The sequence below is a fragment of the Pseudomonas extremaustralis genome (assembly GCF_900102035.1).
Lineage (GTDB): Bacteria > Pseudomonadota > Gammaproteobacteria > Pseudomonadales > Pseudomonadaceae > Aquipseudomonas > Aquipseudomonas extremaustralis.
Genome location: NZ_LT629689.1, coordinates 2,766,517 through 2,793,047, shown reverse-complemented (window position 1 = coordinate 2,793,047; position 26,531 = coordinate 2,766,517). Strand labels below are relative to the sequence as shown.

Below are 26,531 nucleotides of genomic sequence, written 5' to 3'. Positions count from 1 at the left end.
TCAACTTTTTCAGCCGAGACAGATGTCCTGGTTTGGGAGGGCAAGCTGAGGGGCAACGCCATTTCCAAACCGATCACTATCGCGGTCAGCAATCTGCTGCGCAGTGCGTGTCACGGCGTCATCACCAATTACTTGAACTCATCTAAAATTGTTATTGAGGACAGCGGTGCGGGGTTATCCGATGTGGTTTAAGTGCGCCTGTACAACTGTTGCTGATCGTCCTTGGCGAATTGTTTGAGAATAATGTCGACAGAGCAAGTCCCACTGCATGGCCATGAACGGTGACCATGCTGTAACGGGATGGATCGGGGGGGTTAGTTTTCGGGGTATTCAGCAATGACCTGATCTGTGCCAGCTTTGTTCCGGCCGATGATCTGGTAAGCCTCATGCACTCCGTCGACTTCCATTCCTGGAGAACCTGCTGGCATACCAGGGGCGGCGATTCCGAGAAGGTCGTCACGTTTGCTCATCGCAATTATTTGCTCGGCAGGCACGTGACCTTCAACAAACTTTCCGTTGATCATCGCAGTGTGGCAAGACGAGAGTCGTGGAGCGACCCCCAGATCTTGTTTGACAGCACTCATGTTGGTCTCTACATGATCTATGACGGTGAAGCCATTGGCCTCAAGATGCTGAATCCACTTCTTACAGCATCCGCAGTTAGCATCTCGGTGAACATCGATGGCCAACGCCTGTGCTGCTTGAGCGGTTGAACCGATGAACAGTGCGGCGAACGTTGCGATACGCAGAAATCGACTTGAGAGTCGGAAGCTACCTGTCATGGATATTTCCTTTTCCCTTGGCGGCGGCGAGATGAATGCCGCTGCAAAGGTTTGGTTGAAGGTATTATATTTGAGTCGGGGAGCCGCCCCCCTGTTATTCAAAAATCGTAGGGCTTTTGCTCAAACCACTCAGAACCACATCCGAATACCGGCTACAAATCGAGCCTCGTTGGTCTTTTCCCCTTCATCGCTGGCCAGGTCGGCGGTCTTGCCGTAGGAGCGATTCCAGGTAACCCCGACATAAGGGGCAAATTGGCGAACAATCTCGTAACGCAACCGGAACCCTACTTCGGTGTTGGCCAATCCAGATCCTATGCCGCGCTGGGGATCATTTTTTCCATACATGTTTACTTCGACTGTCGGCTGTAAGATCAGGCGATTTGTCAGCAGGATGTCGTAATCGCCTTCAAATCGAGCAGCGGTTTGACCGTTTTCACCGATATAGGCAGTCGCTTCAGCTTCAAAGTTATAGAGGGCCATGCCCTGAATACCGAGCGCTCCCCATGTTTGAGGCGACCCGGGTTTGAAGTCTTGCCGAACGCCCGTGACGACATCCCACCATGGACCGATGGCGTGCCCCCAGAGTGCTTGGAGTTCGGCGTTTTCCGTCACGCCATTGGTACGTTCACCTTCCGAACGCAGCCACAGGCGATCAACGTCACCGCCGATCCACCCTTTGGCATCCCAGGCCAACGCACTCCCGTTGTCAGCGTCTTGGTACTCAAACTTATCCAGAAGGATGAACGAGTTGATTTTTTTGTCGTGTACACCATGACCTGCCACATCTGGAAAGGCGGCTGCACGGTCAGCGTCGGTAAGTACGGGGACAGGGGTTCGGCTTGTGGTCGTAGCCCCTCCAGCCATGCTTTCCATACCGTCCATTTGCCCGTCGTCCATGCTCATCTTGCTGTGATCCATGGCCCCCATCTTGTTATGGTCCATAGTTCCCATTGAGCCGTGGTCCATCTTGGAGTGATCCATTGCGCCATCTTTTGCTTTGGCTGGTTTGGATTTCTGCGCAGTTGAAGGCTTCGCGTTCGCACTTGATGGCATCGCCATCGACGGATCCATCTCCTCAGCAGCTTGGGCCATGAAGAAAAATGCAGGACTGGTAGAGACTGCAAGTGCCATCAACGTTGGGCGTAAAAATTTACTGGTCATGATCTCAATCTGCCTTTTTGGTTTTTTGGTCATGATCCATCGACTCATGGCTCATCTTGCTATTGTCCATTGCCCCGTGATCTAGCTTCGAATCGTTCGCCGTCATTGCTGGCTTGTCCGTTGCTGTAGCAGGAACATTGGTTGAATGATCGCTGCCATTTTCTTGTGCCAGCACCATGGGCGGGAGTCCACCCAGCAGGCCAACGGCAAAGAGGCAACCCACCAGGGAATTACGATTAAGGTATGTGCTCACAGATCGTCTCCTTTACTCATCAACCCGTACTTCACGGAACATGCCCATTTCCATATGGAAAAGCAGGTGGCAGTGATAGGCCCAACGGCCTAAGGCATCAGCGGTAACTCGATAGCTGCGTTTGGTACCTGGCGGCATATCGATCGTGTGCTTGCGCACCATGAACTTGCCGTTCTCATCCTCGAGGTCACTCCACATGCCGTGAAGGTGGATGGGGTGGGTCATCATGGTGTCGTTCACCAAGGTGATGCGCAGACGCTCACCGTACTTCAGGCGAAGCGGCTCGGCGTCAGAGAATTTTATGCCGTTAAACGACCACGAAAACTTCTCCATGTGACCGGTCAAATGAAGCTCGATGGTACGATTTGGCTCGCGGCCGTCAGGGTCTTGGAAAGTGCTTTTCAAGTCGGAGTAAGTGAGCACTCGACGACCATTATTCCGCAAGCCTATTCCAGGATCGTTTAGTTTTGGCGTTGGATTCATGGCTTGCATGTCAACCAGGGGGTTGTTGGTTTCGGAGGCAGGGTGTGTCTGCATTTCTCCACCCATACCGCCCATGCCAGCCATCCCTGACATATCACCACTACCCATTCCAGCCATCTTGCTGTGGTCCATCCCGGCCATGCTGGACATGTCGCTTTTGTCCATGCCCGCCATCTTGCTGTGATCCATACCCGCCATGTTAGTCATGTCACCGCTGTCCATGCCGGTCATCCCGGTCATGTCGCTTTGGTCCATACCGGTCATCTTGCTGTGGTCCATGCCAGCCATGCCCGACATTTCACCTGACTTCTTCTCGGCGCCGCCCATACCGGCCATGCTGCCATGGTCCATACCAGCCATACCGCCCATCCCCATGTCATCCATAGTGACGATTGGACGTGGATCTATAGCAGGTACCTGAGCAACTAGCCCTTCACGAAGTGCGAGGGTTCCGCGTGCATAACCCGTCCGATCCATAGACTGGGCGAAGATGGTGTAAGCCTCTTCACTGGCAGGCTCTACGATCACGTCATACGTTTCAGCTACGGCGATGCGGAATTCGTCAACGCTCACTGGGTTCACGTGTTGGCCGTCGGCGGCCACAACGGTCATTTTCAAACCAGGAATGCGGACGTCGAAATAGCTCATCGCCGAGCCGTTGATAAAGCGTAGGCGTAGCTTCTCACCCGGCTTGAAAATACCGGTCCAGTTACCGTTGGGCGCCTGGCCATTCATGAGATAGGTGTAAGTATCTGCGCTGACGTCTCCAAGGTCGGTTGGGCTCATGTTCATTTCAGCCCACATCTTCCTGTCAGCTACTGTTGCTGACCAACCTTGCTTACTGACATCGTCGATGAAATCACCAACAGTGCGTTTATGGTGGTTGTAGTAGCCCGACTGTTTCTTAAGCTTGGCCATGACACGACTAGGATCTTCATCGGTCCAGTCAGTCAACATCACCACATAGTCGCGGTTGTATTGAAAAGGTTCAGGCTCTTTCGAGTCGATAACGATTGGTCCGTAAACCCCTGCCTGCTCCTGTAAGCCCGAGTGGCTGTGGTACCAGTACGTACCATTCTGATGAACCTTGAACTTGTACTCGTACATGCCGTCGGGTGCAATGCCATGGAAACTCAAGCCAGGTACACCGTCCATATTGGCCGGCAGGATGATCCCGTGCCAATGGATTGAGGTGTCTTGGTCCAGGCGGTTTTTTACACGCAGAGTGACCGTCTCTCCTTCGCGCCAACGCAGCAAAGGTCCTGGCAATGATCCATTGATAGTCATGGCTGTTCGCGGCGAGCCGGTTATGTTTACCGGGGTTTCACCAATAAACAGATCAAATTCATTGCCGGTGAGTACGCTCGGCAGACCAGGACTTGTCACCGCCCATACAGGAGTGCGCCAAAGGCCAAAGCCGCCGAGAATGCCACCAGCGGCCAAGCCTTTTACGAATGTCCGTCTAGAGGTTTTGGAATGCATGCCGTTTATTTCCAATCAGTCAAAAGGGAAGCCGTGCGAAACAACCGATCATGAGTTGCCCGGATCAGCTTTGCCCACCGTCACAAAAGACAAACTCTTACGGCAAGCGAGTTCAGAAATTGCCACATTTAAACCACCGCAGTGATTACATTTCTGTCAGCTTGGAGGGCCCAGCTATTTAGCAATTCTTGTGGTCCATCGCCTTGGCTTTGCTTTCAGCGACAGGAGGTTGGGCATTTTGCGTTTGAGCCACTCGGTACGATTCCATCGAATTATTCCTGGCCACTTCCATGCGTGCGAAAGTCCGGTCACCACCGCCTTCAGCCATAGCCAAAGAAGAAACGGTCAGAGCAGCGATGACGAACAAGGTTTTGATAGGATTCATTTGGGGTTCCTCGGATGAGTATTGATGCCCCCTGAATCCACATCAATCGTTGACTCTAAGAGGTGAGCTTGAGGCTCAATAGGACTATAAGACTCATCCCCTGACAGGAAGCTTAGGCCAATATTACAGTTGTGTCAGGTTGCGATATTTCTCTTGAGATACAGAGTGAATAGTCCGTAAGGTCTAAGCCATCCAGCGTCACATAACCGCCATTTACTCTTTAAAACTTACCTGTGCGGTTGTGTAATCTTCCGGTCACTTTCGCGGAGGTTTGACGTTTTTTCGTTCGCACTTGAATTGTATCTCGACTCGGATGCACTACGTTAAGCACTTGAGTGTTCGATATAGGTGGGAATGCTAAATGGCAGCGTAACTTAGCGTAACTAAAGGTGGCCACCGGTGAGTATTAATTTTGAAAAAGCGCTTGGCTCCGCAGAAAGAGCATTACTTTTTCGCAGCCAACGAGCTGAGGTGCTTAGCAATAATATCGCTAATGTCGACACTCCTAACTTTAAGGCCAGAGATTTGGACTTTTCCGCTGTCCTGGCTAGCCAGACAAAAGGAGGTTTTGCTACTCCGTTCTCTTTGAAAACAACAAACCCAAAACATATTGCCGTAAACGAATTAGCAAGTGATATTCACAGCGGCGCTTTGCTTTACAGCACGCCGAACCAACCTTCCATTGATCAAAATACTGTGGATCAACAGGTCGAGGTGGCAAAATATACGGAAAATTCGATTCATTTCGAAACTGCTTTTACTCGATTGAATGGAGCATTTAAGGGGCTACTTAAAGCTCTACGAGGTGACTAATAAACCTCACCCAGCGAGGGAATCAGCGCCTCAGGCGCTGATTTGGGAAGGGAAACCGAGTGCTTCCACAGTTTTACGGACCTGCTCTGGGGGTTCGCTGCTTTCAACGGTTACCTTACCTGCCGCGCGATCCACGGAAACCGTAGCCTTGCTGTCCAGTGACTGAATTGCTTTGGTGATTTTGCTGACGCAGCTACCGCAACCAATGCCTGATACGTTTAAGACGAACATGGTTATTCCTCTTGTGCTGAGCGGTCTCTTTTCACCGCAACACCAGCATCAACGTTGACACAATGGCAAGGTCAAGGGTTATGTATTAACGGGCTGCGAGCATCGGTTACGCTCAATCTATTCGGGTATTCCTCAGTCTCAAAGCATTGAAAACTACAGATGCAGAACTGACGCTCATGGCTAACGCAGCGATCATTGGCGACAGAAGGTGCCCCGTCAGTGGGTAGAGCAGGCCTGCGGCGAGGGGGATACCCATTGAGTTGTAAAGGAAGGCGAACCCCAAGTTTTGCCGCATGTTTTTCACCGTTGCAACCGAAAGTGCCCGTGCTCGTAAAATCCCCATCAGGTCGCCTTTTACCAGCGTGAGCTGCGCGCTATTCATCGCGACGTCAGTCCCTGTACCCATGGCAATGCCCACGTCTGCTCGCGCCAAGGCCGGTGCGTCGTTGATACCGTCGCCGGCCATGGCAACCTTTCGACCGGATTGCTGGAGGTCCGCCACCAGGCGCTCCTTGTCCTGAGGTTTCACTTCACCATGAACCTCTTCAATACCCATCTCCCTGGCGACAGCACGTGCGGTGGTGAGCCCGTCTCCGGTGGCCATGATGATTTTTACGTTATCAGCCTTAAGCTTGGTGACTGCTTCTTTAGAGGTCGGTTTTATCGGGTCTGAGACCGCCAGTAATCCTGCCAAGACCCCGTCAACTGCTAGATAGATGATGCTGATGCCTTCAAGGCGCAACAACTCTGCACGGTCTTGTAAGACCTTAGTGCTCACGCCGGCAGCTTCCATCAGTGCAGTGTTGCCCAGCTGTACTTTCTTACCATCAACGAGGCCACTGACTCCAATCCCTGACCCGGACTCAAACGATTCAGGCTTGGTGAGCGCAACATTTTCAGTTCGGGCGTGATCGACGATGGCATGAGCCAAAGGGTGTTCGCTGCCTTGATCAAGGCTAGCGGCCAGTTGAAGAACATCGTGTGGGTTGAAATCTGGTGTGGCCTCCACACTGTGAAATACCGGCCGTCCCTCTGTCAGGGTCCCAGTTTTATCGACAATCAGTGTGTCGATCTTGCAAAGGTTTTCGATGGCTCTGGCATCCCTGAACAGCACACCCATACTGGCGGCTTTACCCGTCGAAACCATGATCGACATGGGCGTTGCGAGACCCAGTGCACAGGGGCAAGCGATGATAAGTACGGCGACAGCGTTGATCAGGCCGAAGACCCAGCTGGGTTCTGGGCCGAATAGCCCCCAGCCTAAGAGTGTCAGCAACGCAATCGCGATAACCCCCATCACAAAGTAGCCGGCAATCGAGTCGGCCATTCGTTGCATTGGCGCTTTGGAGCGTTGGGCTAGAGCGACCATTTGTACTATCTGCGACAGCATGGTGTCGGCGCCGACCTTTTGCGCCTCCATCACCAAGCTCCCATGAGTATTAAGCGTGGCGCCGATCAAACTATCCCCTGCTCTTTTCATTACCGGCACAGGTTCACCAGTGAGCATGGATTCATCCACCGCACTTTCTCCCTCGAGTACGGAGCCATCAACTGGCACCTTTTCACCAGGTCTGACCCGCAAATGGTCTCCCAAGTGAACATGGGTAAGAGGAATGTCTTCCTCCTGACCATCGGCGTTGATCTTGCGTGCAGTCTTGGGAGACAGGCCTAGAAGGGACTTAATGGCGGCGGAGGTTTGTGAACGTGCTTTGAGCTCAAGAATCTGCCCAAGCAAGGTGAGCGAGATGATGACCGCAGCGGCTTCGAAGTAGACGCCGATGCGTCCATCTTGCATGAAGGTGGTGGGAAAACTTTGGGGAAATAGGGTTGCCGCGACGCTGTAAAGATAGGCTGCGGCAGTCCCCAGCCCAATCAGAGTCCACATGTTTGGACTGCGATTTCTAACAGATGCTATGGCCCTTACAAAAAAGGGCCAACCTGCCCATAAGGTGACCGGCGTCGCCAGAGCGAACTCGATCCAGTTTTGAACCGAGCCGTGGAAGAATTGTAATGAATGACCCGCCATGGCTAGAAGGGTCACTATCACGGTTAAAGGCAGCGACCACCAAAAGCGGCGAGCGAAATCCCGGAGCTCGGTTTTGTCATCGTCATCTAGCGCGGGCATGACCGGTTCTAATGTCATGCCACATTTAGGGCAATTGCCGGGCCCTGGCTGTCTTATTTCCGGGTGCATAGGACAGGTAAATTCAGTGGCTACTTGTAGCACAGGCTCTGTAGCGGAGATGCTGGGTTCAGTGCTGGGATGATTACCACTGTAGTGGTCTGGATCTGCCCGAAATTTCTCTTGGCATTTCTGGCTGCAAAATTGATACATCTGTCCCTGATAAGACTCGCCAAATTTACTTGGAGGCGTAACCGCCATACCGCACACCGGGTCACGTAGATCACCGTCAGGGGGCGAGGCAGCGTGGGCGGGACCGTGATCGTGATGGCTCGGTGTAGTGGGCATAGCTATTTTTCGTCCTTGTTGGTTGCTGCCTGATCGCCATGATCATGTCCGCCATGTCCATGCCCAAAAAAATGCATCAATGGACAGATCAACAGAATGAGATAGGGCAAATACGGATAAACGTGGCTGAAATGTTCCCGCACCACGTAGAAGGCACCGATCGCGATGAGCATGATCAGTACAACGCCTGTTTTGCGCCTCCAAAATGGAGGGGTGGTGCTTCCAAACGGATGCTGATGGTTATTCATGATCTAGACCCCAGTGTGAGCGAGTTGCTCTGATCTCTGCCTCAGAGCGTAGTCAACTCTCGCGTCGACGCGGTTTTAGCTGTCAGCTCAGGCTTACTTCAAGTCAAATTGACCGACCATCCCCGACTGGTAATGACCTGGCACGTTGCAGGCAAATTGAAGTCCGGCGCTGTTGTTGAAGGTCCAGATCAACTCCTTGGTTGCTCCTGGCTCGACCAGCACGCTGTTCGGGTCGTTATGTTCCATTCCGACCATCTTCATCCCTCCCATGCTGTGGCCCATGTTGCCCGTCATCTTCCCAGCACCGATGGGTGTAAGCGTTCCATTCTGGAACATGCTCGCCATTTCTTTTTGGTGCGCCGCATGAGCAGCGGCCTGACCGATATTGAACTCGTGCAGCAGCGCCCCTTTGTTGTGAAGTACAAAGCGAACTGTTTCACCGGGCTTTACGTCGATGTTTTTAGTTTTGAAGAAAATATCACCCATCTCCACATCAACCGTGCGAGTAACCTCAGAGGCGACTCCAGGCTGGCCAATATCCTCTTTCCCATGACCTGCGCTGGCCATCGCTGTAGCACCGAAGAGTAGGGTGATTGCCGCAATAACTGGGGTAATAAGCTTATTTTTCATGGTGACCTCGTGGGTTAAGAGCGAATCACTGGCTATGCTAAAGGGGCGGAGCTGCCACTTAACTGACCTGAACACTACATTTCTGTAAGTTTTCAAAAGAAAACGCGGCGCCCGAATGACGCCGTGTTTAGAGGACCGGTTCAAAAAACCAATGAGACCTGGTTGGTCACTGATGGTTTTCAGAAAGCATCAGTTTGTGCTCGCGCTGCATTTGGCTCAAAACGTCATCAACCATAGCATCGTGTTTTTCCATCCAGGCGAGGTGCTGCTGAGGTGACATTGATGCGTTTGGGTGATCTTGATGGAGCTGGCTCATGATTTCGCCCAGCATTTTCATATGCTCGGCCATGTGTACATGGCGCTGTCCTTCAGGGGCTTTTTCAGCTTGTACCAAGGTTGCTTCTGCTTTGTCGCGCAGGCTCTCCATACGCTCCGCGATCCGGTCTGCGCCACCTTCAGCCAACGCAGAAGCCGAGACGAGTATCGAGCTCACAAAGAAAAGGACTTTTAGGCGATTCATAGGACAGCTCCTTATGGATTTATTTTCCGGCTCCCTTAGGTTTCATGCTGAAGAGTCGGTCGAGCACCAAGAAGTACTCATGTTTGAACCCTAGACAGCGCTCGCTGACAACTACCTGAAGCCAATATTACTTTTCTGTCAGTTGCTGGTTGGCAGAAGCATTTCGTTGCAGACTCAGCCTCACAATTATTTGAGAGCCACCCCCATGAGACTTCTGGTTGCGGAAGACGAACCCAAAATAGGTATCTATTTGCAGCAAGGACTCACTGAGGCGGGGTTCAATGTTGATCGCTTTACCAATGGCCAAGACGCGCTTCAGCACGCTTTGAGCGAGGCGTATGACCTGCTGATTCTCGATGTGATGATGCCTGGGCTGGACGGATGGGAAGTACTTCAGAAGGTGCGAGCATCCGGAAAAAATGTCCCCGTGCTTTTTCTCACGGCGCGAGACCGCGTTGAGGATCGCGTCAAAGGACTTGAGCTGGGGGCAGACGATTACCTTATAAAACCCTTCGCATTTTCTGAATTGCTGGCCCGCGTCAGAACGCTGCTGCGAAGAGGGAGCACAGCCCCCTCCCAAACCCACATGAAATTGGCGGATCTTGAGGTTGACCTGCTCAAGCGCAGGGTTGTCCGTGGAGGCAAACGTATAGATCTCACAGCCAAAGAGTTTGCGTTACTCGAATTGCTGCTCCGTCGTCGAGGCGAGGTTCTCCCCAAGTCACTTATTGCTTCCCAAGTTTGGGATATGAACTTCGACAGCGATACCAACGTCATCGAGGTCGCGGTCAGGAGGCTCAGAGCGAAGATTGATGATGATTTTGAGGTCAAGCTGATCCACACCTCTCGGGGGATGGGTTACATGTTGGACGCACCGGACTCGGGGTCGGAATGAAGCGAATGTCACTGACTACCCGCATGAGCCTGATGTTCATGCTTGCTGTAACAGCTGTGCTCACCGTCGCCGGACTCAGTTTTAACAACCTTAGCCGGCATCACTTCAAGATGCTGGATCAGCAGGCGCTGAACGAAAAGCTTCACTCGACGCAAAGAATTTTGACTGGGTTGAATAGCATTGATCAGTTCAGTGATGTTAAGCCCGAGCTGGAGGCGCTGCTTGGTGCTCATCGTGATTTGACAGCACTTATCATCGATGGTGACGGCAAGCTCCTGTTTGCTGATCCTGGTCCGATCGTAGTGCCGGAAGACTACCGAACAATCACAAACAGCAATGTCTGGGAGTGGCGAGATGAGGAGCAGGTATTTCGAGGAGTGACGGCACAAGCCATTGTGACAGGGCAAGACAAGCCATTGACCGTGATGTTGATCTTTGATGTTACTCAACATATGGCTTTCTTCGAGACGCTTGAACGCTGGTTTTGGATAGGGCTGGTGATCAGCGCGCTGGTCAGTGCTGCACTGGGCTGGATGGTCGCGAGTAGTGGCCTACGGCCTATCCGCCTAGTTACTCAGGTCGCGGCTTCAATGTCAGCTAAATCACTCAAAGAGCGTATTCCGTTAGGTCCCGTTCCTAAAGAGCTCCAGCAGATGGTGTTGTCGTTCAACGCAATGTTATCCAGATTGGACGATGCGTTTGTTCGTTTATCGAACTTCTCTGCGGACATTGCTCACGAATTACGAACGCCGGTCAGTAATTTGATGACTCACACTGAAGTGGTTTTATCTAGAAAAAGGAATATTGAGGACTACGAAGATAATCTGTACTCAAATCTTGATGATTTAAAACGTATGGGCCGGATGATTGATGACATGCTTTTTCTGGCGAAATCAGACAACGGTCTGATTACACATGAAAACAAACCGATAGACCTGGTAGCGGTAGTAGAGAAATTACTCGAATACTACCGCTTGCTTGCTGATGAGCGAGGGATCGACCTCAAAGTCACAGGGAGGGGGAGCGTCCGAGGTGACGTCCTTATGCTCGACAGGGCCATCTCTAATCTGCTCTCAAATGCACTCCGGTACACCCCCGAAGGGGAGTGTATTAGTGTCGATATCCGGCAGAAAGGAACTTCAATATCGGTCTCCGTGGAGAACCCTGGAAAGCCAATCGCGCCTGAGCATCTTGAAAAGTTGTTCGATCGTTTTTATCGCGTGGACCCGGCTCGCAGAGAAGGGAGCCCAAGCAATGCAGGGCTAGGTTTGTCGATCACTCGATCAATCATAGAAGCGCATGACGGCAAGATTTGGTGTACGTCATCAAGCGGAAAAACAGCCTTTCATATTGAACTCCCTTGTGCGGATGAAAAAAAGGCGTAAGGCCCGTTGCTCATATATATATAGCAGCATGTGGTTAGCTCAAAGGGAACGTTCGTGGATGACGGAAACCTCTTGGCGCGTCGCAAAGGGAGTCACGTATTCGGCCCTGTATACGCGCTTATCAGTGTCCAAAATCCCACCTCAAGCTGACTGAAATGTAATCGAATAGTTTGCGTTCATGTGGCATCGTGTACTCGCACTGTGACGTTAGAGTTCTTGTGATTTCTTCCTGTCCAGCCCGCCCTAGGACACGGAATCTGCTAGGTATTCGCCAGTGGCTTTAACAAGCGTCAAAAAGTAAAAACTAGATATTCCCTAAAAAACCTAGAACCAACAGCTCTTGCTGTGAGGAGTCTTGCATGTCATTCCTTAAAACTACCACCGTAGCTGTTGCGCTGACTGCGGGTTTGCTTCTGAGTGCAGTTGCTCAGGCGCATCCAAAGCTGGTTTCTTCTACTCCCGCTGAAGGGTCGGATGCGGCGGCTCCTTCTAAAATTGAACTGCACTTTTCTGAGAATCTAACGACTCAGTTCTCTGGTGCCAAACTGATCATGACCGATATGCCTGGCATGCCGAACTCTCCTATGGGCGTAAAAGCCGGCGTTGCAGGTGGCAGTGATCCGAAGACGATGGTTATCACGCCCGCATCGCCATTGACCACGGGTACTTATAAAGTCGAATGGCGTGCCGTCTCCTCGGACACTCACCCGATTACCGGTAACTTTTCCTTCAAAGTGAAATGATTCATGAGCGACTCAATAAATATCGCTGTTCGCTTTGCCCTTTATTTCGATCTTATGCTCTTATTTGGACTGGCAATTTTCGGTCTTTATAGCCTGAGGGGTAAAGAAAGAGTATCGGGAGCGGTTTTGAATTTTGAGTCGCTTCTTTACGGTACATCTGTTGTAGGTGTAGCTCTGTCCCTTGCAGCCATGCTGTTGCTTGCGAAAGCAATGAGTGGCGTATCGGGCTTTATGGAGCTACATCACCATATTTTTCAAATGGTTCTCATGGGGACTGACGTCGGTTTGACCTGGATGGTCCGAATAGGGGCGTTGGTGACGGCAATTATTGGCGTTTCCCTGAACAAGCGCTTTCCAACACTGAGTCTTTGGATTGTCACTGTCTGTGGCGCGATTGCGCTAGCGACGCTGGCATGGACGGGGCACGGAGCAATGGACGAGGGAAGCCGTCGCTACTGGCACTTTATTAGCGACATCTTCCATCTTTTGGCCGCAGGCGGTTGGTTGGGTGCGCTAGCGGCATTTGCCCTGCTGCTGCGTTTGAAATCACTGAAAGGTGAGCGAGAAGCACGAATTCTTGCTCGGGTACTGACAGGGTTTGAATCGGCCGGCGCGGTGATTGTAGTGATCATCAGCATTACGGGAGTGGCGAACTACCTATTTATCGTTGGGCCAAATCTCGATGAGGTGATGCTCAGCACTTATGGCGAGTTGCTATTTTTGAAGGTCCTGCTCTTTGCCGGGATGATCGTATTAGCGACGCTCAACCGTTTTCACCTAAGCCCGCTCTTGGAACGTTCTGTTCGAAATGGAGACTATGCTGTCGCGGTCAATGCCTTGCGCCGTAGCATGAAGCTCGAATTTTCAATGGCAGTCATCATTATTTGTCTCATAGCATGGTTAGGTACTTTAAGCCCAGTAATGGAAATGAGCGCCGCATAGCGGTTGGTGATAGCCGACAAAGGAGTCTCAAGGGTGAATTGTAAGGGCCATTTGCACCGTCTACACTCCAGCTCATGAAACGCTACCTGCGGTTTTGCCTAATTTTCCTGATTAGCTTGGCGCTTCCCCTCAGCGGGATGGCGGGTGTTCAGGCATCGACTGAACCATGCCCGATGAAAACCATGGGCATGGCGATGATGGATGGTATGGGGCAAGACTGCTGCCACGACATGAAAAGTCCCACCGAGCATGGAAAACCCTGTAAGCCGGGCCAGGAATGCAAAACTGGCGGTATGCTGCAAGTCTCGATCATCAAGCCTCCTATCACCTTGTCCAGTCCTCTCGTTCTGCCCTTCTCCAGCCATTTCCCACTCGTACAAACCCCTTCAGGGGTATGGCGACCGCCCCGTACTTGATTCCTGTACCACACTGAGCCTCATTCCGCTTTAGCGGGATGGCATATCTGCGCGCATGTCTTATGAAGCGCGCGGTGGATCATCACAGGAATCGTGAACATGAACTTCAAGTGCTATTGCACAGGTTGGTCCCTTGTGGCCGGCCTGGCGGCAAGCGTACTGGCATTGCCGTGCCTCGCTGGCGTATTGACACTCGATGAAGCTTTGCGGCTGGCCGAAAACAATGCACCGTCGTTGACCGCACAAGACGCCAAAATTCAAGCAGCCACCAGCGCGGCCATTCCCGCTGGCGAACTACCAGATCCCAAGCTACTGCTGGGCGTCCAGAACTACCCCATTGGTGGTCCGGACAGATGGAGCATCGACCAGGACTTCATGACCATGCAAGTGGTCGGGATCAGGCAGGAGATGCCTAACAGCGACAAGCGCAAAGCACGTATCGAGGTCGCGGATGCGGCTGTTGATAGAGCGTCCGCCGAGCGTCGAGTGGCGCGTCTGAACGTCCGACAGTCCACGGCACTGGCCTGGATCAGTAGCTACTCGGTTGAGCGTAAAGATGTGATGTTCCAGGACTTCTATAAAGAAAACCGTCTTCTAAGCGATACCGTCCGGTCACAGATTGCGGGTGGCCGCGCTCAACCCGCCGATGCGGTCACACCTAAACAGGAAGCTGCTCAACTGGCCGAGCTGCAGGATGATTTAGTTCGCCAACGTGCGCAGGCCCGGGCTGCCCTCAAGCGCTGGATTGGCCCTGCCGCCAATGACAAACCGGTGGGCAGCTTGCCTGATTGGCCCATCGAAACCTCTGGTTACTCCCATAAGCTGCAACATCACCCCGAACTAGCTGCTTTTGTGCCGATGACCCGAGAAGCACAAGCCAAGATTCGTGAAGCTAAGGCGGAAAAGCAATCTGACTGGAGCTGGGAATTCGACTATCAGCATCGCGGCCAACAGTTCGGTGATATGGTCAGCGTGCAGTTTTCATGGGATCTCCCGCTGTTTCCTGACTCTCGGCAAAACCCCAAGATTGCGGCCAAGCACGCCGAACTAAACCAGCTTGAGGCTGAGCGCGAAGCCCTGTCACGCGAGCATACCCAGCAACTAGAGGATGAACTGGCCGACTACGAGCGCCTCAATCGTTCAGTCAACCGTAATCAGGAAAGCTTGTTGCCGCTGGCTAAAGAAAAGGTCGAACTCACCATGGCCAGCTACCGCTCCGGCAAGGGTGATTTGAAATCGGTTGTGGCCGCCCGACGCGAACTCATCGAAGCCCGTCTCAAGCAGATTGACGTTGAAGAGCAACGTGCTCTTACCAGCGCTCGCCTGTATTTCTCCTACGGGGAGTCCGCTCAATGATTTTTAAAGTATGGAAAGGGACTTTAGTCGTCGGCATCTCGATTGCCTTGGGTGTTGCCGGTGGTTACTGGTTAGCTCAACCGCGAATGAGCGGAGTAGCTGGTGTTGTGCAGGATCAGGAACCCAAAGCCTCTGCTGATCGAAAAGTTCTGTATTGGTATGACCCAATGTACCCACAACAGAAATTCGATAAACCGGGTAAGTCACCCTTCATGGACATGCAGATGATCCCTCAATACGCAGATACCAAGGGGGACAGCGCTGCCATTCGAATTGATCCAAGCCTGACTCAGAACCTTGGTATGCGATTGGCAAGTGTCAGTCGAGGCTTATTTGCCTCGACACTGAACGTGGTAGGTGTGCTGGCCTTCAACGAACGGGACGTTGCAGTCATTCAGGCCCGTACGGCGGGTTTTGTCGAGCGCGTGTATGCCCATGCACCTGGTGATGTGCTGAAAGCGAATGCCGCCTTGGCAGATATGTTGGTTCCGGATTGGGCAGCTGCTCAGGAGGAATTTCTCGCCCTCAAGCGTAGTGGCGATGCTGGCTTGCTTACAGCGGCCCGGCAGCGATTGCGGCTAACCGGAATGCCAACTTCGTTAATTGCTCAAGTTGAGCGCAGTGGCAAGGTTCAGCCGAACCTGACTCTGACCACCCCTATTGGTGGTGTGCTTCAAGAACTGAGTGTGCGTGAAGGTATGACGGTGGCCGCAGGCGAGACGCTGGCTCGTGTTAATGGTTTGAGCAGTGTCTGGCTGGCCGTGGCTGTACCAGAGTCGGAAGCTGGGTCAATCGTCATAGGGCAAGCAGCCGAAGCGCGTTTGTCCGCGTTCCCTGGAGTTGTGCTCAAGGGCGTCGTAAGTGCGATTCTTCCGGAAACCAGTTCGGACAGTCGCACACTTCGCGTTCGAGTCGAGTTACCCAATCCGGATGGTCGACTTAGACCAGGTTTGACCGCACAGGTAAGCCTCAACCGTTCGACGGAGCAAAGTGTTTTGTGGGTGCCGAGCGAGGCCGTCATTCGTACCGGTCGACGTGCGTTGGTGATGCTCTCTGAAGACGCTGGTCGATATCGCCCGGTGGAGGTGCAGTTAGGACAGGATAACGATGGCAAGACGGCTATATTGAAAGGCTTGGAAGAGGGGCAGAAAGTGGTGACCTCTGGCCAGTTCCTGCTCGACTCGGAGGCCAGTCTCAAGGGCGTTGTCGCAAGCTCATTGGACGTTTCGCCATCTACTGTAACCGTCGGAGCTTTGCATGAGGCCGATGGTCAGATCGTTGAGATCAACGACAAAGAAGTCACGCTCGCCCACGGTCCCTTCAAGACATTGGGTATGCCAGGCATGACGATGACTTTCCCTCTCGCCACTCCAGCTCTGATGAAGGGCCTAAAAACGGGCGACAAGGTTCGGATTGCTGTCAGCCAGACGGATGATGGTCTGCGCGTTGAGCGTCTGGAACGCTCTGGGAGCCAGCCATGATTGCGGCCCTTATTCGCTGGTCGGTGGCCAACCGCTTTCTTGTGTTGCTGGCGACGCTGTTCGTCACGGCATGGGGTATCTGGGCGGTTCAAAGTACGCCCATCGATGCATTGCCAGACCTGTCGGATGTTCAGGTAATTATCCGTACACCTTATCCAGGCCAAGCCCCACAGATCGTCGAGAACCAGGTGACCTATCCATTGGCAACCACCATGCTCTCAGTGCCTGGGGCCAAGACTGTGCGCGGTTATTCCTTCTTTGGCGACAGCTTCGTTTACGTGCTGTTCGAAGACGGAACTGACTTGTACTGGGCCCGCTCGCGGGTGTTGGAATACCTGAGCCAGATACAGAGTCGCCTTCCGGCCAGTGCCAAGCCCGCCTTAGGACCTGATGCCACAGGGGTTGGCTGGATTTTTCAGTACGCGCTGGTTGATCGCAGTGGTGGGCACGATCTGGCGCAACTGCGAGCCCTACAGGATTGGTTTCTCAAGTTCGAGCTCAAGACACTGCCGAACGTTGCGGAAGTGGCCACCGTGGGTGGCATGGTCAAACAGTACCAGGTCCAACTCGATCCGCTTAAGTTGGCGAACTTGGGTATCACGCAGTCTGAGGTGACCGAGGCGATCGGCAAGGCCAATCAGGAAACCGGTGGGGCCGTGCTGGAAATGGCGGAGACAGAGTTCATCGTACGAGCTTCCGGCTACCTGAAGACGCTCAATGACTTTCGCGCTATCCCACTCAAACTGGGCACCGGCGGTGTGCCGGTCACCCTGGGCGATGTTGCCACGATTCAGTTGGGGCCTGAGATGCGTCGAGGCATCACCGAACTGGATGGCGAAGGTGAGACTGTCGGCGGCGTGGTGATTCTGCGCAGCGGTAAGAATGCTCGTGAAACCATTGCGGCGGTCAAAACCAAACTCGACGAGCTGAAAAGCAGTTTGCCGGCCGGGGTAGAAATCGTCACCACCTACGACCGCAGCAAGTTGATTGATCGTGCCGTGGAAAACCTCAGCCACAAGCTGATCGAAGAGTTCATCGTCGTCGCGTTGGTCTGCGGGATCTTTCTCTGGCACCTGCGCTCATCCCTGGTAGCAATTATCTCCCTTCCAGTGGGGGTGTTGATTGCTTTCATCGTCATGCGCTACCAAGGCATCAATGCCAACATCATGTCCTTGGGCGGGATCGCCATCGCTATCGGCGCCATGGTCGACGCCGCAGTGGTGATGATCGAGAATGCCCACAAGAAGGTAGAGGCCTGGCACATGGCCCACCCAGGGGAGGAACTCAAGGGTGAGCATCACTGGCACGTGATGACCGAAGCGGCTGCCGAGGTAGGACCTGCATTGTTCTTCTGTCTGCTGATCATCACCCTGTCGTTCATTCCGGTGTTCACGCTGGAGGCTCAGGAAGGACGTCTATTCGGTCCATTGGCGTTCACCAAAACCTACGCTATGGCCGCAGCGGCTGGACTGTCGGTAACTCTCGTACCGGTGCTGATGGGGTATTGGATTCGTGGACGAATTCCCAATGAGCAACAGAATCCGCTAAATCGCTGGCTGATCCGGATCTACGAGCCCGCTCTGGACGCCGTATTACGTCGACCCAAAGTAACACTGCTGGTTGCGTTGCTGGTCTTTGTCAGCGCGTTGTGGCCGATCTCTCGTCTGGGTGGTGAGTTTCTTCCCCCGCTGGACGAAGGGGACCTGCTCTATATGCCATCAGCTCTGCCGGGATTATCGGCTCAGAAGGCCGCGCAACTGCTTCAACAGACTGACCGTCTGATAAAGACAGTTCCAGAGGTCGAACACGTATTCGGAAAAGCCGGCCGCGCTGAAACCGCGACTGACCCCGCACCTTTGGAAATGTTCGAAACCACCATCCAATTCAAGCCGCACGAGCAATGGCGGCCAGGCATGACCCAGGAAAAACTCGTGGAGGAGCTGGACCGAGTGGTGCGTGTCCCAGGCTTGACCAACATCTGGATACCGCCGATTCGTAACCGCATTGACATGCTGGCTACCGGTATCAAAAGCCCGATTGGTGTGAAAGTTGCCGGTACCAACCTGACGGAGATCGATGCCGTAACCCAAGCCGTCGAACGTGTAGCCAAGGACGTGCCAGGTGTCAGTTCAGCGTTGGCCGAACGACTGACCGGTGGCCGCTATATTGACGTGGATATAGATCGTAACGCTGCGGCCCGCTATGGGTTAAATATTGCCGATGTGCAGTCGATCGTGGCCGGCGCAATAGGCGGTGAAAACGTCGGGGAGACGATTGAAGGGCTGGCTCGTTTCCCGATCAACGTCCGTTACCCTCGCGAGTGGCGTGACTCACTCGGTGCCCTGGAGCAGTTGCCGATCTACACACCTTTGGGTAGTCAGATCACCCTTGGCACTGTGGCGAAGATCAAGGTCAGCGATGGTCCGCCTATGCTCAAGAGTGAGAACGCACGACCTTCAGGCTGGGTGTATATCGACGTGCGTGGCCGGGACATTGCCTCAGTAGTCGCCGATCTTCGACGGATCGTCAGCGAGCAGGTTAAGTTGCAGCCCGGTATGAGCCTGAGCTACTCAGGACAGTTCGAATTTCTCGAAAGGGCCAACGCACGACTCAAACTGGTGGTGCCTGCCACGCTGTTGATCATATTCGTGCTGCTCTACCTAACGTTTTCTCGATTTGATGAGGCCTTGCTGATCATGGCCACTCTGCCATTCGCACTGACTGGTGGGGCATGGTTTCTCTATCTGTTGGGATTCAACCTGTCGGTTGCCACCGGGGTCGGCTTTATCGCCTTGGCCGGTGTTTCTGCCGAATTTGGCGTGATCATGCTGCTCTACCTGAAAAATGCATGGACCGAGCGTCAAGACCTCGTTGACAACACAGAACGCGGGTTGATGGCCGCGATTCGTGAAGGCGCTGTCCAGCGCGTTCGACCTAAGGCTATGACCGTGGCAGTGGTTATCGCTGGTTTGTTACCTATACTTTTGGGAAGCGGTACCGGTAGCGAGGTTATGAGCCGCATTGCCGCCCCGATGATTGGCGGTATGGTTACGGCACCCTTGCTATCGCTGTTTGTGATCCCGGCGGCCTATCACCTCATGCGTCGTCGACACTTGTCCGTTGAGCCTGGCAAGCACTGACGCGTAAAAATGCATACGAAAGGGGCTGCGCTTGCAGCCTCGTTTGAGCTGCATAGCCCGTTTTCATCAGTCCTACGCGTGGTATGTATCGAAATTAGCAAGTTTATGTCTTTTGCATAAACTCGCTAATTTCGATACATACGCTGTGGTCAGTGCAATTACCCACCAGCACTTGCCAGAAAAACGAACGCTGCCACCACTCCATTTCGATGAGCCAAAAAAAGCATCATGCTCAATGCCGACTCAGCATTCGTTACCCTCAAGATCTCTCTTGAAAACGAGGCAAATGACCTTAATATGATCTTATCTTGCCATCATCGTTTTCAATCATGGATGTTTCTCGGGGGTAGGTCGAAATGGCAGAACAAGAAGACGCTAAGCCCGCAAGCGGGCGCTTCAACACAAATGATGAGACGAAGCGGATCGTATGGACCCAGACCGCTGGTCATTGTGAACTGTGCGGCACGGATCTGACGTTCGATTATCGTGCCGGCAAGCCAATGAAATGGGGAGAAGTGGCGCATATCCTGCCCGCCAGTCCCAAAGGCCCTCGGGGACGCGCGGATCATGATGCTGAGGCGCACACAAACAATACCGCTAATCTGATGCTCCTGTGCCCAGGTTGTCATGACAAAATTGATCGTGACGCAGATGGTTATCCTGAAAATGATTTGAGTGGTTTACACCAAGCGTACCTAGAACGCATCCGAATCGCTGCAACGACCCCCGAGGGTGGCAGAGCCATTCCCCTAATTGTCCAGAGTCAGCATTTCCAGACTATCAACGACATTCCCGTTCGCGATCTGTTGACTGCGATGTCTGCTGAAGGACTAACGGCCTTCGATCAAGGCATCAAAATCACTTTCCCTGCGCCCGGACCGCGAGGTAGGGACGCGACCTATTGGCAGAATATCAAAGACAGCGTCCAGTATGAGCTGGAGCAGCAACTCAAGCGTCGCGGCGGCACCTATGGCGATGCGCCTGCACTAGCTGTAGTGGGCTTGGCCGATATTCCAGCTTTGATGATGTTGGGTCAGAGCATCGGCGACCGTTCTAAACGCTTGATCTTCTCTTTTAACCGCGAGCATCTTCTGCGCTGGCCCGATCAGTCCGCTGAGCCGCCCAAGTTTCTGTTTACTCCTCCGCCGGACGGTGATGGCCCACTGGCGCTAGTGCTCTCCATTTCTGCGCAAGTTCCAATTCGCGACGTGACTGACGCCATTCCAGGTGCGCGCATTGCAGAGCTGTCGATTCCGGAACCTAGCTACGCGATGGTACAGAACCGTCGGGTGATTCATGCCTTTCGCGACGCACTCCAAATACGACTGAGCCAGCTTGAGGCTCTGACTCCTGATCCTATCCACGTCTTCGCCGCCATTCCTGCGGCACTGGCCATCGAGTTTGGCGCGTTGCTCACAACGCAGCATCAACATACGTACCTGATCTTCGATCGGGACAAAGAAAACCACGATCGGTTTACGCAAACACTGCAATTGGGCTCGGTGGCCCAGGAGGCTATGTAAATGCTTTTGAGCAACGAACAGACCAAGCGCAGCAGTTGGGAATATTTTCTGCTTCGCGCCGCGCGGGAAATCTCGCTGTCGGAAGCGCAGTACGAAAAAATCAATGACCGCTACTCCCAATTGGAAAAAATCCTCTCGGCTTCTGACAATCCGTTGCTCGCTGAGGCCCATATCTTCGTTCAGGGCTCAATGCGGCTGAAAACCACCATTAAGCCAATTACCGGTGCGCCTGCGGATCTGGACACCATTGATGCGGACGCGATTATCTGGCTCCCTCACGCTCAAGGCGCTGGTGCGAAGGAAGTTCTAGAGGCGATCGAACAGCGTTTTAGAGAAGGCTCCCGCGTTCAGGAAGAAGTTAAGCAACTACGTCGTGGTATTCGGATCGTTTATGCCGACGAAAATCCAGGTTTCCACATTGATGTCACACCTGCCCGCGCGATCAACGGAAATGGTGAAGCAAACGGCGAGGGTAAGCTGGAGGTTCCGGATCGGGACACAGGGTGGAAAGCAAGCAGCCCTATTCCTTACTCGAATTGGTTGCAGGTCGCATCCGCCCAGGAAATCTCCCTGGAAAGCTTGGTGATTGCCAAAAGCCAGCGAATGCTTGATGCCGCGACACAAGATCCTTTGCCGCATTATCAGGACTACATCGATCAAGATCCCCTGCGTGCGACCATAAAGCTGCTTAAGCGGCATCGCGATGAATGGGCCATCAATACAAGGAGCGCTGATACTCGCCCCATATCGGCGGTCATCACCACCCTGGCCACTCACGCATACCTGGATGTCGTGAAGGAATCGCAGTCGAAGCCTTTGGCTCCGCTCGATGCAATTTTGGAAATTGTCCGCAGAATGCCGCAGCACATCGCGCATAGAGGTAACGATTGCTTTGTCTGCAACCCTGCCGATAACGGCGAAAACTTTGCAGAAAAGTGGAATCGGCCAGGCGAGGGGCAAGGCTATCGTCAAGCATTTACCAAGTGGCATGCGGACGCCAGTGCATCCGTATCATTGGGTTTGGAAAGTTTTGAATCCAACGATTCCTTTGCCGAGGCAGTGAAAAAGAATTTCGGTATTGCACCGGCATTCATCACGGCAGTGAACAATGAGATCCCTGCGAATTGGACGATGCCCGGCCGACCGGATGGCACTACTCGAAACTCTGCTTCGATGGGTTCGCTCTTCGGAGGTGCCAGCGGTGGAGGAACCTCTCAGTCGAGCGTAAAGCCAGTTGGACGCCTTGGCTGATCCCATTAAGACGCCATTGCAGCGCGGAATCGCCGCACTGCGAAACACCCTAGGTCAGGATGCTGCCGATGCATTGCTCCAGCCCGCACCCATGCGGGCTGACGAAGCGGCGTGCTTTCACTTCCCCTTGCCCATCGATTACACGGGGCAGGAGCGGCGCCTGCGTATTGGTTTCCCCTCCAACTTTCCCCGTGGGCTCTTGCGGCTGAACGTCGAACCCTCTCCATGGCTGGTTTGGCCGCATGCCACCAAGTCGGGGCTTTGCCTTCATGGCTTTCAGGAACGCCCCATCATGGGCTCCCCGGAGGTTGTGGTAGAGGACAGCCTTGCTCGCTTGGCCCAGATCGTTTCGTTGTCCAAGATGGGATCAAGCCAGGCAACGCGCGATATCGAATTTCAGAATGAGATCACTACCTACTGGTCTTTTCAGCACGGACAGTCGTATCAGAACCTTTTACTTTTGGATCGACCTCAGGCTGCCTCGCAGTTGTTTGCTCTCAGCGATCCGCGCCGGGCTGTGCCATCCGGTCAGGAAACGGTTTGGCTAGCATCGAATATAGCTGCACTCAAAGGGCATTACCGACGGGTTGTGGGGCGCTCCGCTGTCATTCGCGCGGCCGAAACTCCCGGTTTTTACGTCAAGCTTCAGACTTATCCGGATATCCGCACCCCGGATCCAGAAAATTTATTGCCGTGGCTAACGCCCCACCTTCAACCAGACGATGCCGAGCAATTGCTGGCATGGTTTGAGCAGCATGGAACGTTGGCGAGTCGATGGATTGTTCTGGAGCTTCCAGGAGGGACAGATGCTCCAACATATTGCCTCAATGTGCGCTCGCTCGGTGTACAGCAGGAGCGGGGGGCAAAGTTTGGCTTGCGTACAGCGCGGCGCCGCCCAGCTATCGCAAATGCACATCCTCCGGCACTCGTCCGAGCAACTGCCCTGGACGTGCTTGATCGAGCGTCCATTCTGTCCCGCGATATAAGCGGTACTGCACAGCACCTTGAAAATGCTCGAGTCGTTTGTGTTGGCGTTGGCTCGTTAGGCAGTGCGGTGGCAATACAATTGGCACGATCCGGTGTCGGCCACCTTACCCTCATCGATCCTGACACTTTGGTGTCAGCCAATCTGGGGAGGCACGTTCTGGGAGCGGATAGCCTAGGTAGACTGAAAGCCTCAGCGTTGAGGGACAAGATTCTGTTAGATCTTCCGACGACAGAATGCACAGCTTATTCGACTTTTGCCGAAGTAGTGATTAGCAGCAAACCAGAAGTGTTCGATACCGCAGATCTGGTGGTGATCACGACAGCAGACTGGCAGTCGGAGGTCACTGTATGGCGAGCCAAATCCAGCGGCGTTACTTGGGGGCTTTTACAAGCCTGGAGCGAACCGTACACCCAGGTAGGCCATGCGTTATTCGCACCAGCCGGCACTTTTGATGGTCGTCATTTATTCACGGATATCGGCGATTTTCTGCATAGATTTACAGAGTGGCCGGGAGGAGGTGTGGTTCCACTGCCCGCCTGTGGGGAAAGCTTTATTCCCGGCGGCTCACTGGGCATGACCAATATCGCCTCTATGGTGTCGCACGTGGCTTTACGCGCTTTGACCGGCAACATCGCCACTGCATCTTGGGTCAGCAGTATCTACAGGCCTGAAGATGTTCTGAGCCTAGGAGGCCAATACCATGGTCCCAAACTGCCAGAGGGAGCGCAGCAAATCCTACTCGAGCGCGGATGGCCGGAAGATAAGGACGAAACGGTATGACGGATATAGCTTGGCGCTGGAGATGGGCGGAGGTGGATTCCGAGCTATTGGTGTCGCAAGCTGTCGTGGACATCTTGGATAGTCATCGGCAGGGCCTTTTTGGCGTGGAGCGAGGGGGACAGTTATTCGTCAACCCGGTTAATCCGGAAGGGTTGCTGCTGGCCTTGGCCACGTTGCCTCATCGCGCCGATCGGTCAGGCTGGTCTTGGCTAGAGTTGGATGCGGAGCGGTGCCGTCAGGAGATCCAAGCTGCCAACGAACAAGGGTTACGTCTGGTGGGCTATTGGCATACGCATCCCCAATCTGTTCCGGTGATTTCTCCGGCAGACATAGGAAGTTTCTCCAGATTTGCTGCGCGTTACACGCAGGATCTGCCGCACCCAATAGCCGTTATCGTTGGCAAGTCCGAAAAACCAGAAGGCATCAAGGCTTGGTCGTTCAGGGGCGGCAGATATATTGAGGCAACCTGGCTTAGATAAGCTTCAAGTCGGTGCCATGGGAGGCACGTCAGCGGTTACCCTTACCCGCCAGCATTAGCGCGAAGAGCTCTGCCTGAAAGCGAGCATCATCCAATGCATTATGGTTCGGTTCGCTGAGTGGCTTCAGCGCAGCGGTCATCTTGGATGATTTTGTTTCCTGCCAGCTGCAACCTACAGCTCCCATGAAGTAGGCCTTCATGTCGATAGCGGTAAAACCAAAGGGGTTGGTTTCCAAGTATTTGTGGAAGTAGTAGTTGACGAATGACCAGTCAAACGGTGCATTGAGTCCTACGAAAATGACCTTCTGCCCCGTTTGGCAGGATGATTTCAGCCATTCACCAAATGTCAGCATCGCCTGTTGCGGAGTGAGTCCTTCGCGCTCCAGCTTCTCCAGACTCAGCCCCGATACTGCCAGTGCTTCTGGGTCGTGTTTTGGACTGTCAGGTCGTAGTTCAAGATAGATGGACGTGGCAGGTTGATCTACAAGGCAAGCTCCAATGGAAAGCAGACTGTATTCGCCTGGTATAGGTCCAGAAGTCTCGACGTCGACGGAAACATAAAGCTCATCAGGGTTCATGTCATATCCTTTTCGTGTAGTTGCCAGATCACGCTCAAGCTCGTAACCATGTGACGGTGGAAAGGCGGCAAAGCCATTGCCCAATTTTTTGCTGTTGCACTCGCTATCCGGCGTTCGAGCAGCGGCAGTGCATGTCTACCGGAGGAGTGCACGTTCCTTTGGTCAGCTCTGCGCCCGAGCATAATGATGTGTGTCATTCTCTAATCGCGGATGAGGGGCGGACAATCATGAGCGAGCGTTGGATAGTCAAGTGCCAGAATACTGAGGACGGTACTGGCGACATCATCATTGACCTACCTCCAGAGTTGCTTGACCAAATGGGGTTAGGTGTTGGGGACGACCTGGAGCTAACGGTAGCGAATGGCACATTAGTGCTGACGCCCATGGACAATGCAGCATCAGTGCGGCCCATGTTTGCTGGCGTCCTGCGTCATGATGCCTATCATGCTTACCGCACGCGTCTGGAGGCGCTTCTTCATATCTCCGTCAATGCTTCGGATCTGGACATTCACGACATGATAGTAGCTGGCTTCTCGGCCAGCCTGATCAAGGTGCTCTGTGATGATGGAACCCTAAGCGACGAAGAACGCGACAGAATCATTCAACCCAAAACGCTAAAAACAAAACTGTCAGCCAATCAGCTCTTAACCCTGCCTGTGAGCGATCGCCTTTTCCGGTTTGTACATATTACCGCCATGGCCGAGGTGATCTTCGGTGACAAAGTTAAGGCCAAACAATGGCTTTCCAAACCAAAAGCCCGCTTTTTGGGAGAAAGCCCATCGTCGATGGTCGCTTCAACCTTTGGCACACATCTAGTCGAAGAAATGCTGATTCAAGTGTCGGAGGGCATGTCATTTTGATTCAGCCGCAGCCAAACGGCATCTACCGCTCCTTGAGTAACATGGATTTCAGGCGCCTATACCGGGGTTGCCTTGCCGATACGGCATCCACGGGCATCCATTGAAGCACTAGGTTTCACCCACATCGGCACCTACCGCTGAGAAAGATACACGCACGGCAATGGCATAGCTGGGTACTGGCGCAAACCACTCTATCCGGTGACAGCTCGATAGAAATCATCCCGTTCAGTGAGATGAAGGGAGAAGACGAAACAGCC

General features: G+C 53.3%; 25 protein-coding genes. 14 read left to right on the top strand and 11 right to left on the bottom strand.

The features are described 5' to 3' along the window. Positions 1–314: 314 nt before the first annotated feature. The 5 genes from BLR63_RS12740 to BLR63_RS12725 all read right to left on the bottom strand — a co-directional run bounded on the left by BLR63_RS12740 (position 315) and on the right by BLR63_RS12725 (position 4,546). Positions 315–782, bottom strand: coding sequence for a DUF411 domain-containing protein (locus tag BLR63_RS12740; protein WP_010565099.1), 468 nt, complete (start codon positions 780–782; stop codon positions 315–317). 129 nt (positions 783–911) lie between these two features. After that, positions 912–1,976, bottom strand: coding sequence for a copper resistance protein B (locus tag BLR63_RS12735; RefSeq protein WP_017848904.1), 1,065 nt, complete (start codon positions 1,974–1,976; stop codon positions 912–914). Further along, positions 1,948–2,196 (bottom strand): hypothetical protein, encoded by a 249-nt coding sequence (locus tag BLR63_RS31195; protein WP_130926104.1) that lies wholly within the window; start codon positions 2,194–2,196, stop codon positions 1,948–1,950. The genes BLR63_RS12735 and BLR63_RS31195 overlap by 29 nt, the downstream gene beginning before the upstream one ends. Positions 2,197–2,208: 12 nt before the next feature. Then, a complete protein-coding gene (locus tag BLR63_RS12730; protein ID WP_010565101.1) occupies positions 2,209–4,161 on the bottom strand; it encodes a copper resistance system multicopper oxidase in 1,953 nt (650 codons plus the stop codon). Between the two features lie 178 nt (positions 4,162–4,339). Continuing rightward, on the bottom strand, positions 4,340–4,546 hold the full coding sequence (locus BLR63_RS12725; protein ID WP_010565102.1) for a co-regulatory protein PtrA N-terminal domain-containing protein: 207 nt from the start codon (positions 4,544–4,546) through the stop codon (positions 4,340–4,342). Between the two features lie 399 nt (positions 4,547–4,945). Here BLR63_RS12725 and flgB point away from each other — a divergent pair, with 399 nt between their 5' ends. Further along, positions 4,946–5,359, top strand: a complete 414-nt coding sequence (gene flgB, locus BLR63_RS12720) for a flagellar basal body rod protein FlgB (RefSeq protein ID WP_010565103.1) — start codon at positions 4,946–4,948, stop codon at positions 5,357–5,359. A gap of 30 nt (positions 5,360–5,389) precedes the next feature. Here the strand turns inward: flgB and BLR63_RS12715 are convergent, their stop codons facing one another. The 5 genes from BLR63_RS12715 to BLR63_RS12695 form a co-directional block, all read right to left on the bottom strand. Continuing rightward, positions 5,390–5,590 (bottom strand): heavy-metal-associated domain-containing protein, encoded by a 201-nt coding sequence (locus BLR63_RS12715; protein WP_010565104.1) that lies wholly within the window; start codon positions 5,588–5,590, stop codon positions 5,390–5,392. 112 nt (positions 5,591–5,702) lie between these two features. Next, positions 5,703–8,060, bottom strand: a complete 2,358-nt coding sequence (locus BLR63_RS12710) for a heavy metal translocating P-type ATPase (RefSeq protein ID WP_080943238.1) — start codon at positions 8,058–8,060, stop codon at positions 5,703–5,705. 2 nt (positions 8,061–8,062) lie between these two features. Next, entirely contained in the window at positions 8,063–8,308 is a 246-nt protein-coding gene (locus tag BLR63_RS12705; RefSeq protein ID WP_026140267.1) for a DUF2933 domain-containing protein, read from the bottom strand. 93 nt (positions 8,309–8,401) lie between these two features. Beyond that, positions 8,402–8,938 (bottom strand): cupredoxin domain-containing protein, encoded by a 537-nt coding sequence (locus BLR63_RS12700; protein WP_010565107.1) that lies wholly within the window; start codon positions 8,936–8,938, stop codon positions 8,402–8,404. A gap of 166 nt (positions 8,939–9,104) precedes the next feature. Beyond that, on the bottom strand, positions 9,105–9,458 hold the full coding sequence (locus tag BLR63_RS12695) for a co-regulatory protein PtrA N-terminal domain-containing protein (protein WP_010565108.1): 354 nt from the start codon (positions 9,456–9,458) through the stop codon (positions 9,105–9,107). Between the two features lie 205 nt (positions 9,459–9,663). On the opposite strand from BLR63_RS12695, the gene BLR63_RS12690 reads away from it, so the two are divergent. From BLR63_RS12690 to BLR63_RS12635, 12 genes are all read left to right on the top strand, one after another. Next, positions 9,664–10,353: a heavy metal response regulator transcription factor gene (locus tag BLR63_RS12690; RefSeq protein WP_010565109.1), complete on the top strand. Its 690-nt coding sequence runs from the start codon at positions 9,664–9,666 to the stop codon at positions 10,351–10,353. Next, a complete protein-coding gene (gene copS, locus BLR63_RS12685; RefSeq protein WP_010565110.1) occupies positions 10,350–11,738 on the top strand; it encodes a copper resistance membrane spanning protein CopS in 1,389 nt (462 codons plus the stop codon). Before BLR63_RS12690 ends, copS begins: the two co-directional genes overlap by 4 nt. 359 nt (positions 11,739–12,097) lie before the next feature. Continuing rightward, a complete protein-coding gene (gene copC, locus BLR63_RS12680; protein WP_010565111.1) occupies positions 12,098–12,481 on the top strand; it encodes a copper homeostasis periplasmic binding protein CopC in 384 nt (127 codons plus the stop codon). 3 nt (positions 12,482–12,484) lie between these two features. After that, on the top strand, positions 12,485–13,423 hold the full coding sequence (gene copD / locus BLR63_RS12675; protein ID WP_010565112.1) for a copper homeostasis membrane protein CopD: 939 nt from the start codon (positions 12,485–12,487) through the stop codon (positions 13,421–13,423). 74 nt (positions 13,424–13,497) lie between these two features. Next, a complete protein-coding gene (locus tag BLR63_RS31875; protein WP_080752870.1) occupies positions 13,498–13,839 on the top strand; it encodes a hypothetical protein in 342 nt (113 codons plus the stop codon). A 99-nt stretch (positions 13,840–13,938) separates the two neighbouring features. After that, complete coding sequence (locus tag BLR63_RS12665; RefSeq protein ID WP_010565113.1) at positions 13,939–15,195, top strand: TolC family protein; 1,257 nt, start codon at positions 13,939–13,941, stop codon at positions 15,193–15,195. Further along, entirely contained in the window at positions 15,192–16,676 is a 1,485-nt protein-coding gene (locus tag BLR63_RS12660; RefSeq protein ID WP_010565114.1) for an efflux RND transporter periplasmic adaptor subunit, read from the top strand. The genes BLR63_RS12665 and BLR63_RS12660 overlap by 4 nt, the downstream gene beginning before the upstream one ends. Beyond that, positions 16,673–19,816, top strand: a complete 3,144-nt coding sequence (locus tag BLR63_RS12655; RefSeq protein WP_010565115.1) for an efflux RND transporter permease subunit — start codon at positions 16,673–16,675, stop codon at positions 19,814–19,816. Before BLR63_RS12660 ends, BLR63_RS12655 begins: the two co-directional genes overlap by 4 nt. Positions 19,817–20,172: 356 nt before the next feature. Then, positions 20,173–21,339 carry an SAVED domain-containing protein gene (locus BLR63_RS12650; RefSeq protein ID WP_010565116.1) on the top strand — a complete coding sequence of 389 codons (1,167 nt, stop codon included), beginning with the start codon at positions 20,173–20,175 and terminating at the stop codon, positions 21,337–21,339. Next, entirely contained in the window at positions 21,340–22,590 is a 1,251-nt protein-coding gene (locus BLR63_RS12645; RefSeq protein WP_010565117.1) for a nucleotidyltransferase domain-containing protein, read from the top strand. Then, positions 22,574–24,358: a ThiF family adenylyltransferase gene (locus tag BLR63_RS12640; RefSeq protein WP_010565118.1), complete on the top strand. Its 1,785-nt coding sequence runs from the start codon at positions 22,574–22,576 to the stop codon at positions 24,356–24,358. Before BLR63_RS12645 ends, BLR63_RS12640 begins: the two co-directional genes overlap by 17 nt. After that, on the top strand, positions 24,355–24,837 hold the full coding sequence (locus BLR63_RS12635) for a Mov34/MPN/PAD-1 family protein (protein WP_010565119.1): 483 nt from the start codon (positions 24,355–24,357) through the stop codon (positions 24,835–24,837). Before BLR63_RS12640 ends, BLR63_RS12635 begins: the two co-directional genes overlap by 4 nt. Before the next feature lie 28 nt (positions 24,838–24,865). On the opposite strand, the gene BLR63_RS12630 is transcribed toward BLR63_RS12635, so the two are convergent. Next, positions 24,866–25,414: a 3'-5' exonuclease gene (locus BLR63_RS12630; protein WP_010565120.1), complete on the bottom strand. Its 549-nt coding sequence runs from the start codon at positions 25,412–25,414 to the stop codon at positions 24,866–24,868. Between the two features lie 227 nt (positions 25,415–25,641). On the opposite strand from BLR63_RS12630, the gene BLR63_RS12625 reads away from it, so the two are divergent. Continuing rightward, positions 25,642–26,274, top strand: a complete 633-nt coding sequence (locus BLR63_RS12625) for an antitoxin Xre/MbcA/ParS toxin-binding domain-containing protein (protein WP_016963488.1) — start codon at positions 25,642–25,644, stop codon at positions 26,272–26,274. Positions 26,275–26,531 lie beyond the last annotated feature (257 nt).

Excerpts from the sequence above, each read along its gene's own strand:
- BLR63_RS12700 (WP_010565107.1), bottom strand. The coding sequence starts at position 8,938 with ATGAAAAATAAGCTTATTACCCCAGTTATTGCGGCAATCACCCTACTC.
- BLR63_RS12630 (WP_010565120.1), bottom strand. The coding sequence starts at position 25,414 with ATGAACCCTGATGAGCTTTATGTTTCCGTCGACGTCGAGACTTCTGGA.
- BLR63_RS12690 (WP_010565109.1), top strand. The coding sequence starts at position 9,664 with ATGAGACTTCTGGTTGCGGAAGACGAACCCAAAATAGGTATCTATTTG.
- BLR63_RS12730 (WP_010565101.1), bottom strand. The coding sequence starts at position 4,161 with ATGCATTCCAAAACCTCTAGACGGACATTCGTAAAAGGCTTGGCCGCT.
- copC (WP_010565111.1), top strand. The coding sequence starts at position 12,098 with ATGTCATTCCTTAAAACTACCACCGTAGCTGTTGCGCTGACTGCGGGT.
- BLR63_RS12645 (WP_010565117.1), top strand. The coding sequence starts at position 21,340 with ATGCTTTTGAGCAACGAACAGACCAAGCGCAGCAGTTGGGAATATTTT.
- BLR63_RS12740 (WP_010565099.1), bottom strand. The coding sequence starts at position 782 with ATGACAGGTAGCTTCCGACTCTCAAGTCGATTTCTGCGTATCGCAACG.
- BLR63_RS12635 (WP_010565119.1), top strand. The coding sequence starts at position 24,355 with ATGACGGATATAGCTTGGCGCTGGAGATGGGCGGAGGTGGATTCCGAG.
- BLR63_RS31875 (WP_080752870.1), top strand. The coding sequence starts at position 13,498 with ATGAAACGCTACCTGCGGTTTTGCCTAATTTTCCTGATTAGCTTGGCG.
- BLR63_RS12665 (WP_010565113.1), top strand. The coding sequence starts at position 13,939 with ATGAACTTCAAGTGCTATTGCACAGGTTGGTCCCTTGTGGCCGGCCTG.
- BLR63_RS12705 (WP_026140267.1), bottom strand. The coding sequence starts at position 8,308 with ATGAATAACCATCAGCATCCGTTTGGAAGCACCACCCCTCCATTTTGG.
- BLR63_RS12725 (WP_010565102.1), bottom strand. The coding sequence starts at position 4,546 with ATGAATCCTATCAAAACCTTGTTCGTCATCGCTGCTCTGACCGTTTCT.
- copD (WP_010565112.1), top strand. The coding sequence starts at position 12,485 with ATGAGCGACTCAATAAATATCGCTGTTCGCTTTGCCCTTTATTTCGAT.
- BLR63_RS12735 (WP_017848904.1), bottom strand. The coding sequence starts at position 1,976 with ATGACCAAAAAACCAAAAAGGCAGATTGAGATCATGACCAGTAAATTT.
- BLR63_RS12695 (WP_010565108.1), bottom strand. The coding sequence starts at position 9,458 with ATGAATCGCCTAAAAGTCCTTTTCTTTGTGAGCTCGATACTCGTCTCG.
- BLR63_RS12650 (WP_010565116.1), top strand. The coding sequence starts at position 20,173 with ATGGCAGAACAAGAAGACGCTAAGCCCGCAAGCGGGCGCTTCAACACA.
- copS (WP_010565110.1), top strand. The coding sequence starts at position 10,350 with ATGAAGCGAATGTCACTGACTACCCGCATGAGCCTGATGTTCATGCTT.
- BLR63_RS12715 (WP_010565104.1), bottom strand. The coding sequence starts at position 5,590 with ATGTTCGTCTTAAACGTATCAGGCATTGGTTGCGGTAGCTGCGTCAGC.
- BLR63_RS12710 (WP_080943238.1), bottom strand. The coding sequence starts at position 8,060 with ATGCCCACTACACCGAGCCATCACGATCACGGTCCCGCCCACGCTGCC.
- BLR63_RS12655 (WP_010565115.1), top strand. The coding sequence starts at position 16,673 with ATGATTGCGGCCCTTATTCGCTGGTCGGTGGCCAACCGCTTTCTTGTG.
- BLR63_RS12660 (WP_010565114.1), top strand. The coding sequence starts at position 15,192 with ATGATTTTTAAAGTATGGAAAGGGACTTTAGTCGTCGGCATCTCGATT.
- BLR63_RS12625 (WP_016963488.1), top strand. The coding sequence starts at position 25,642 with ATGAGCGAGCGTTGGATAGTCAAGTGCCAGAATACTGAGGACGGTACT.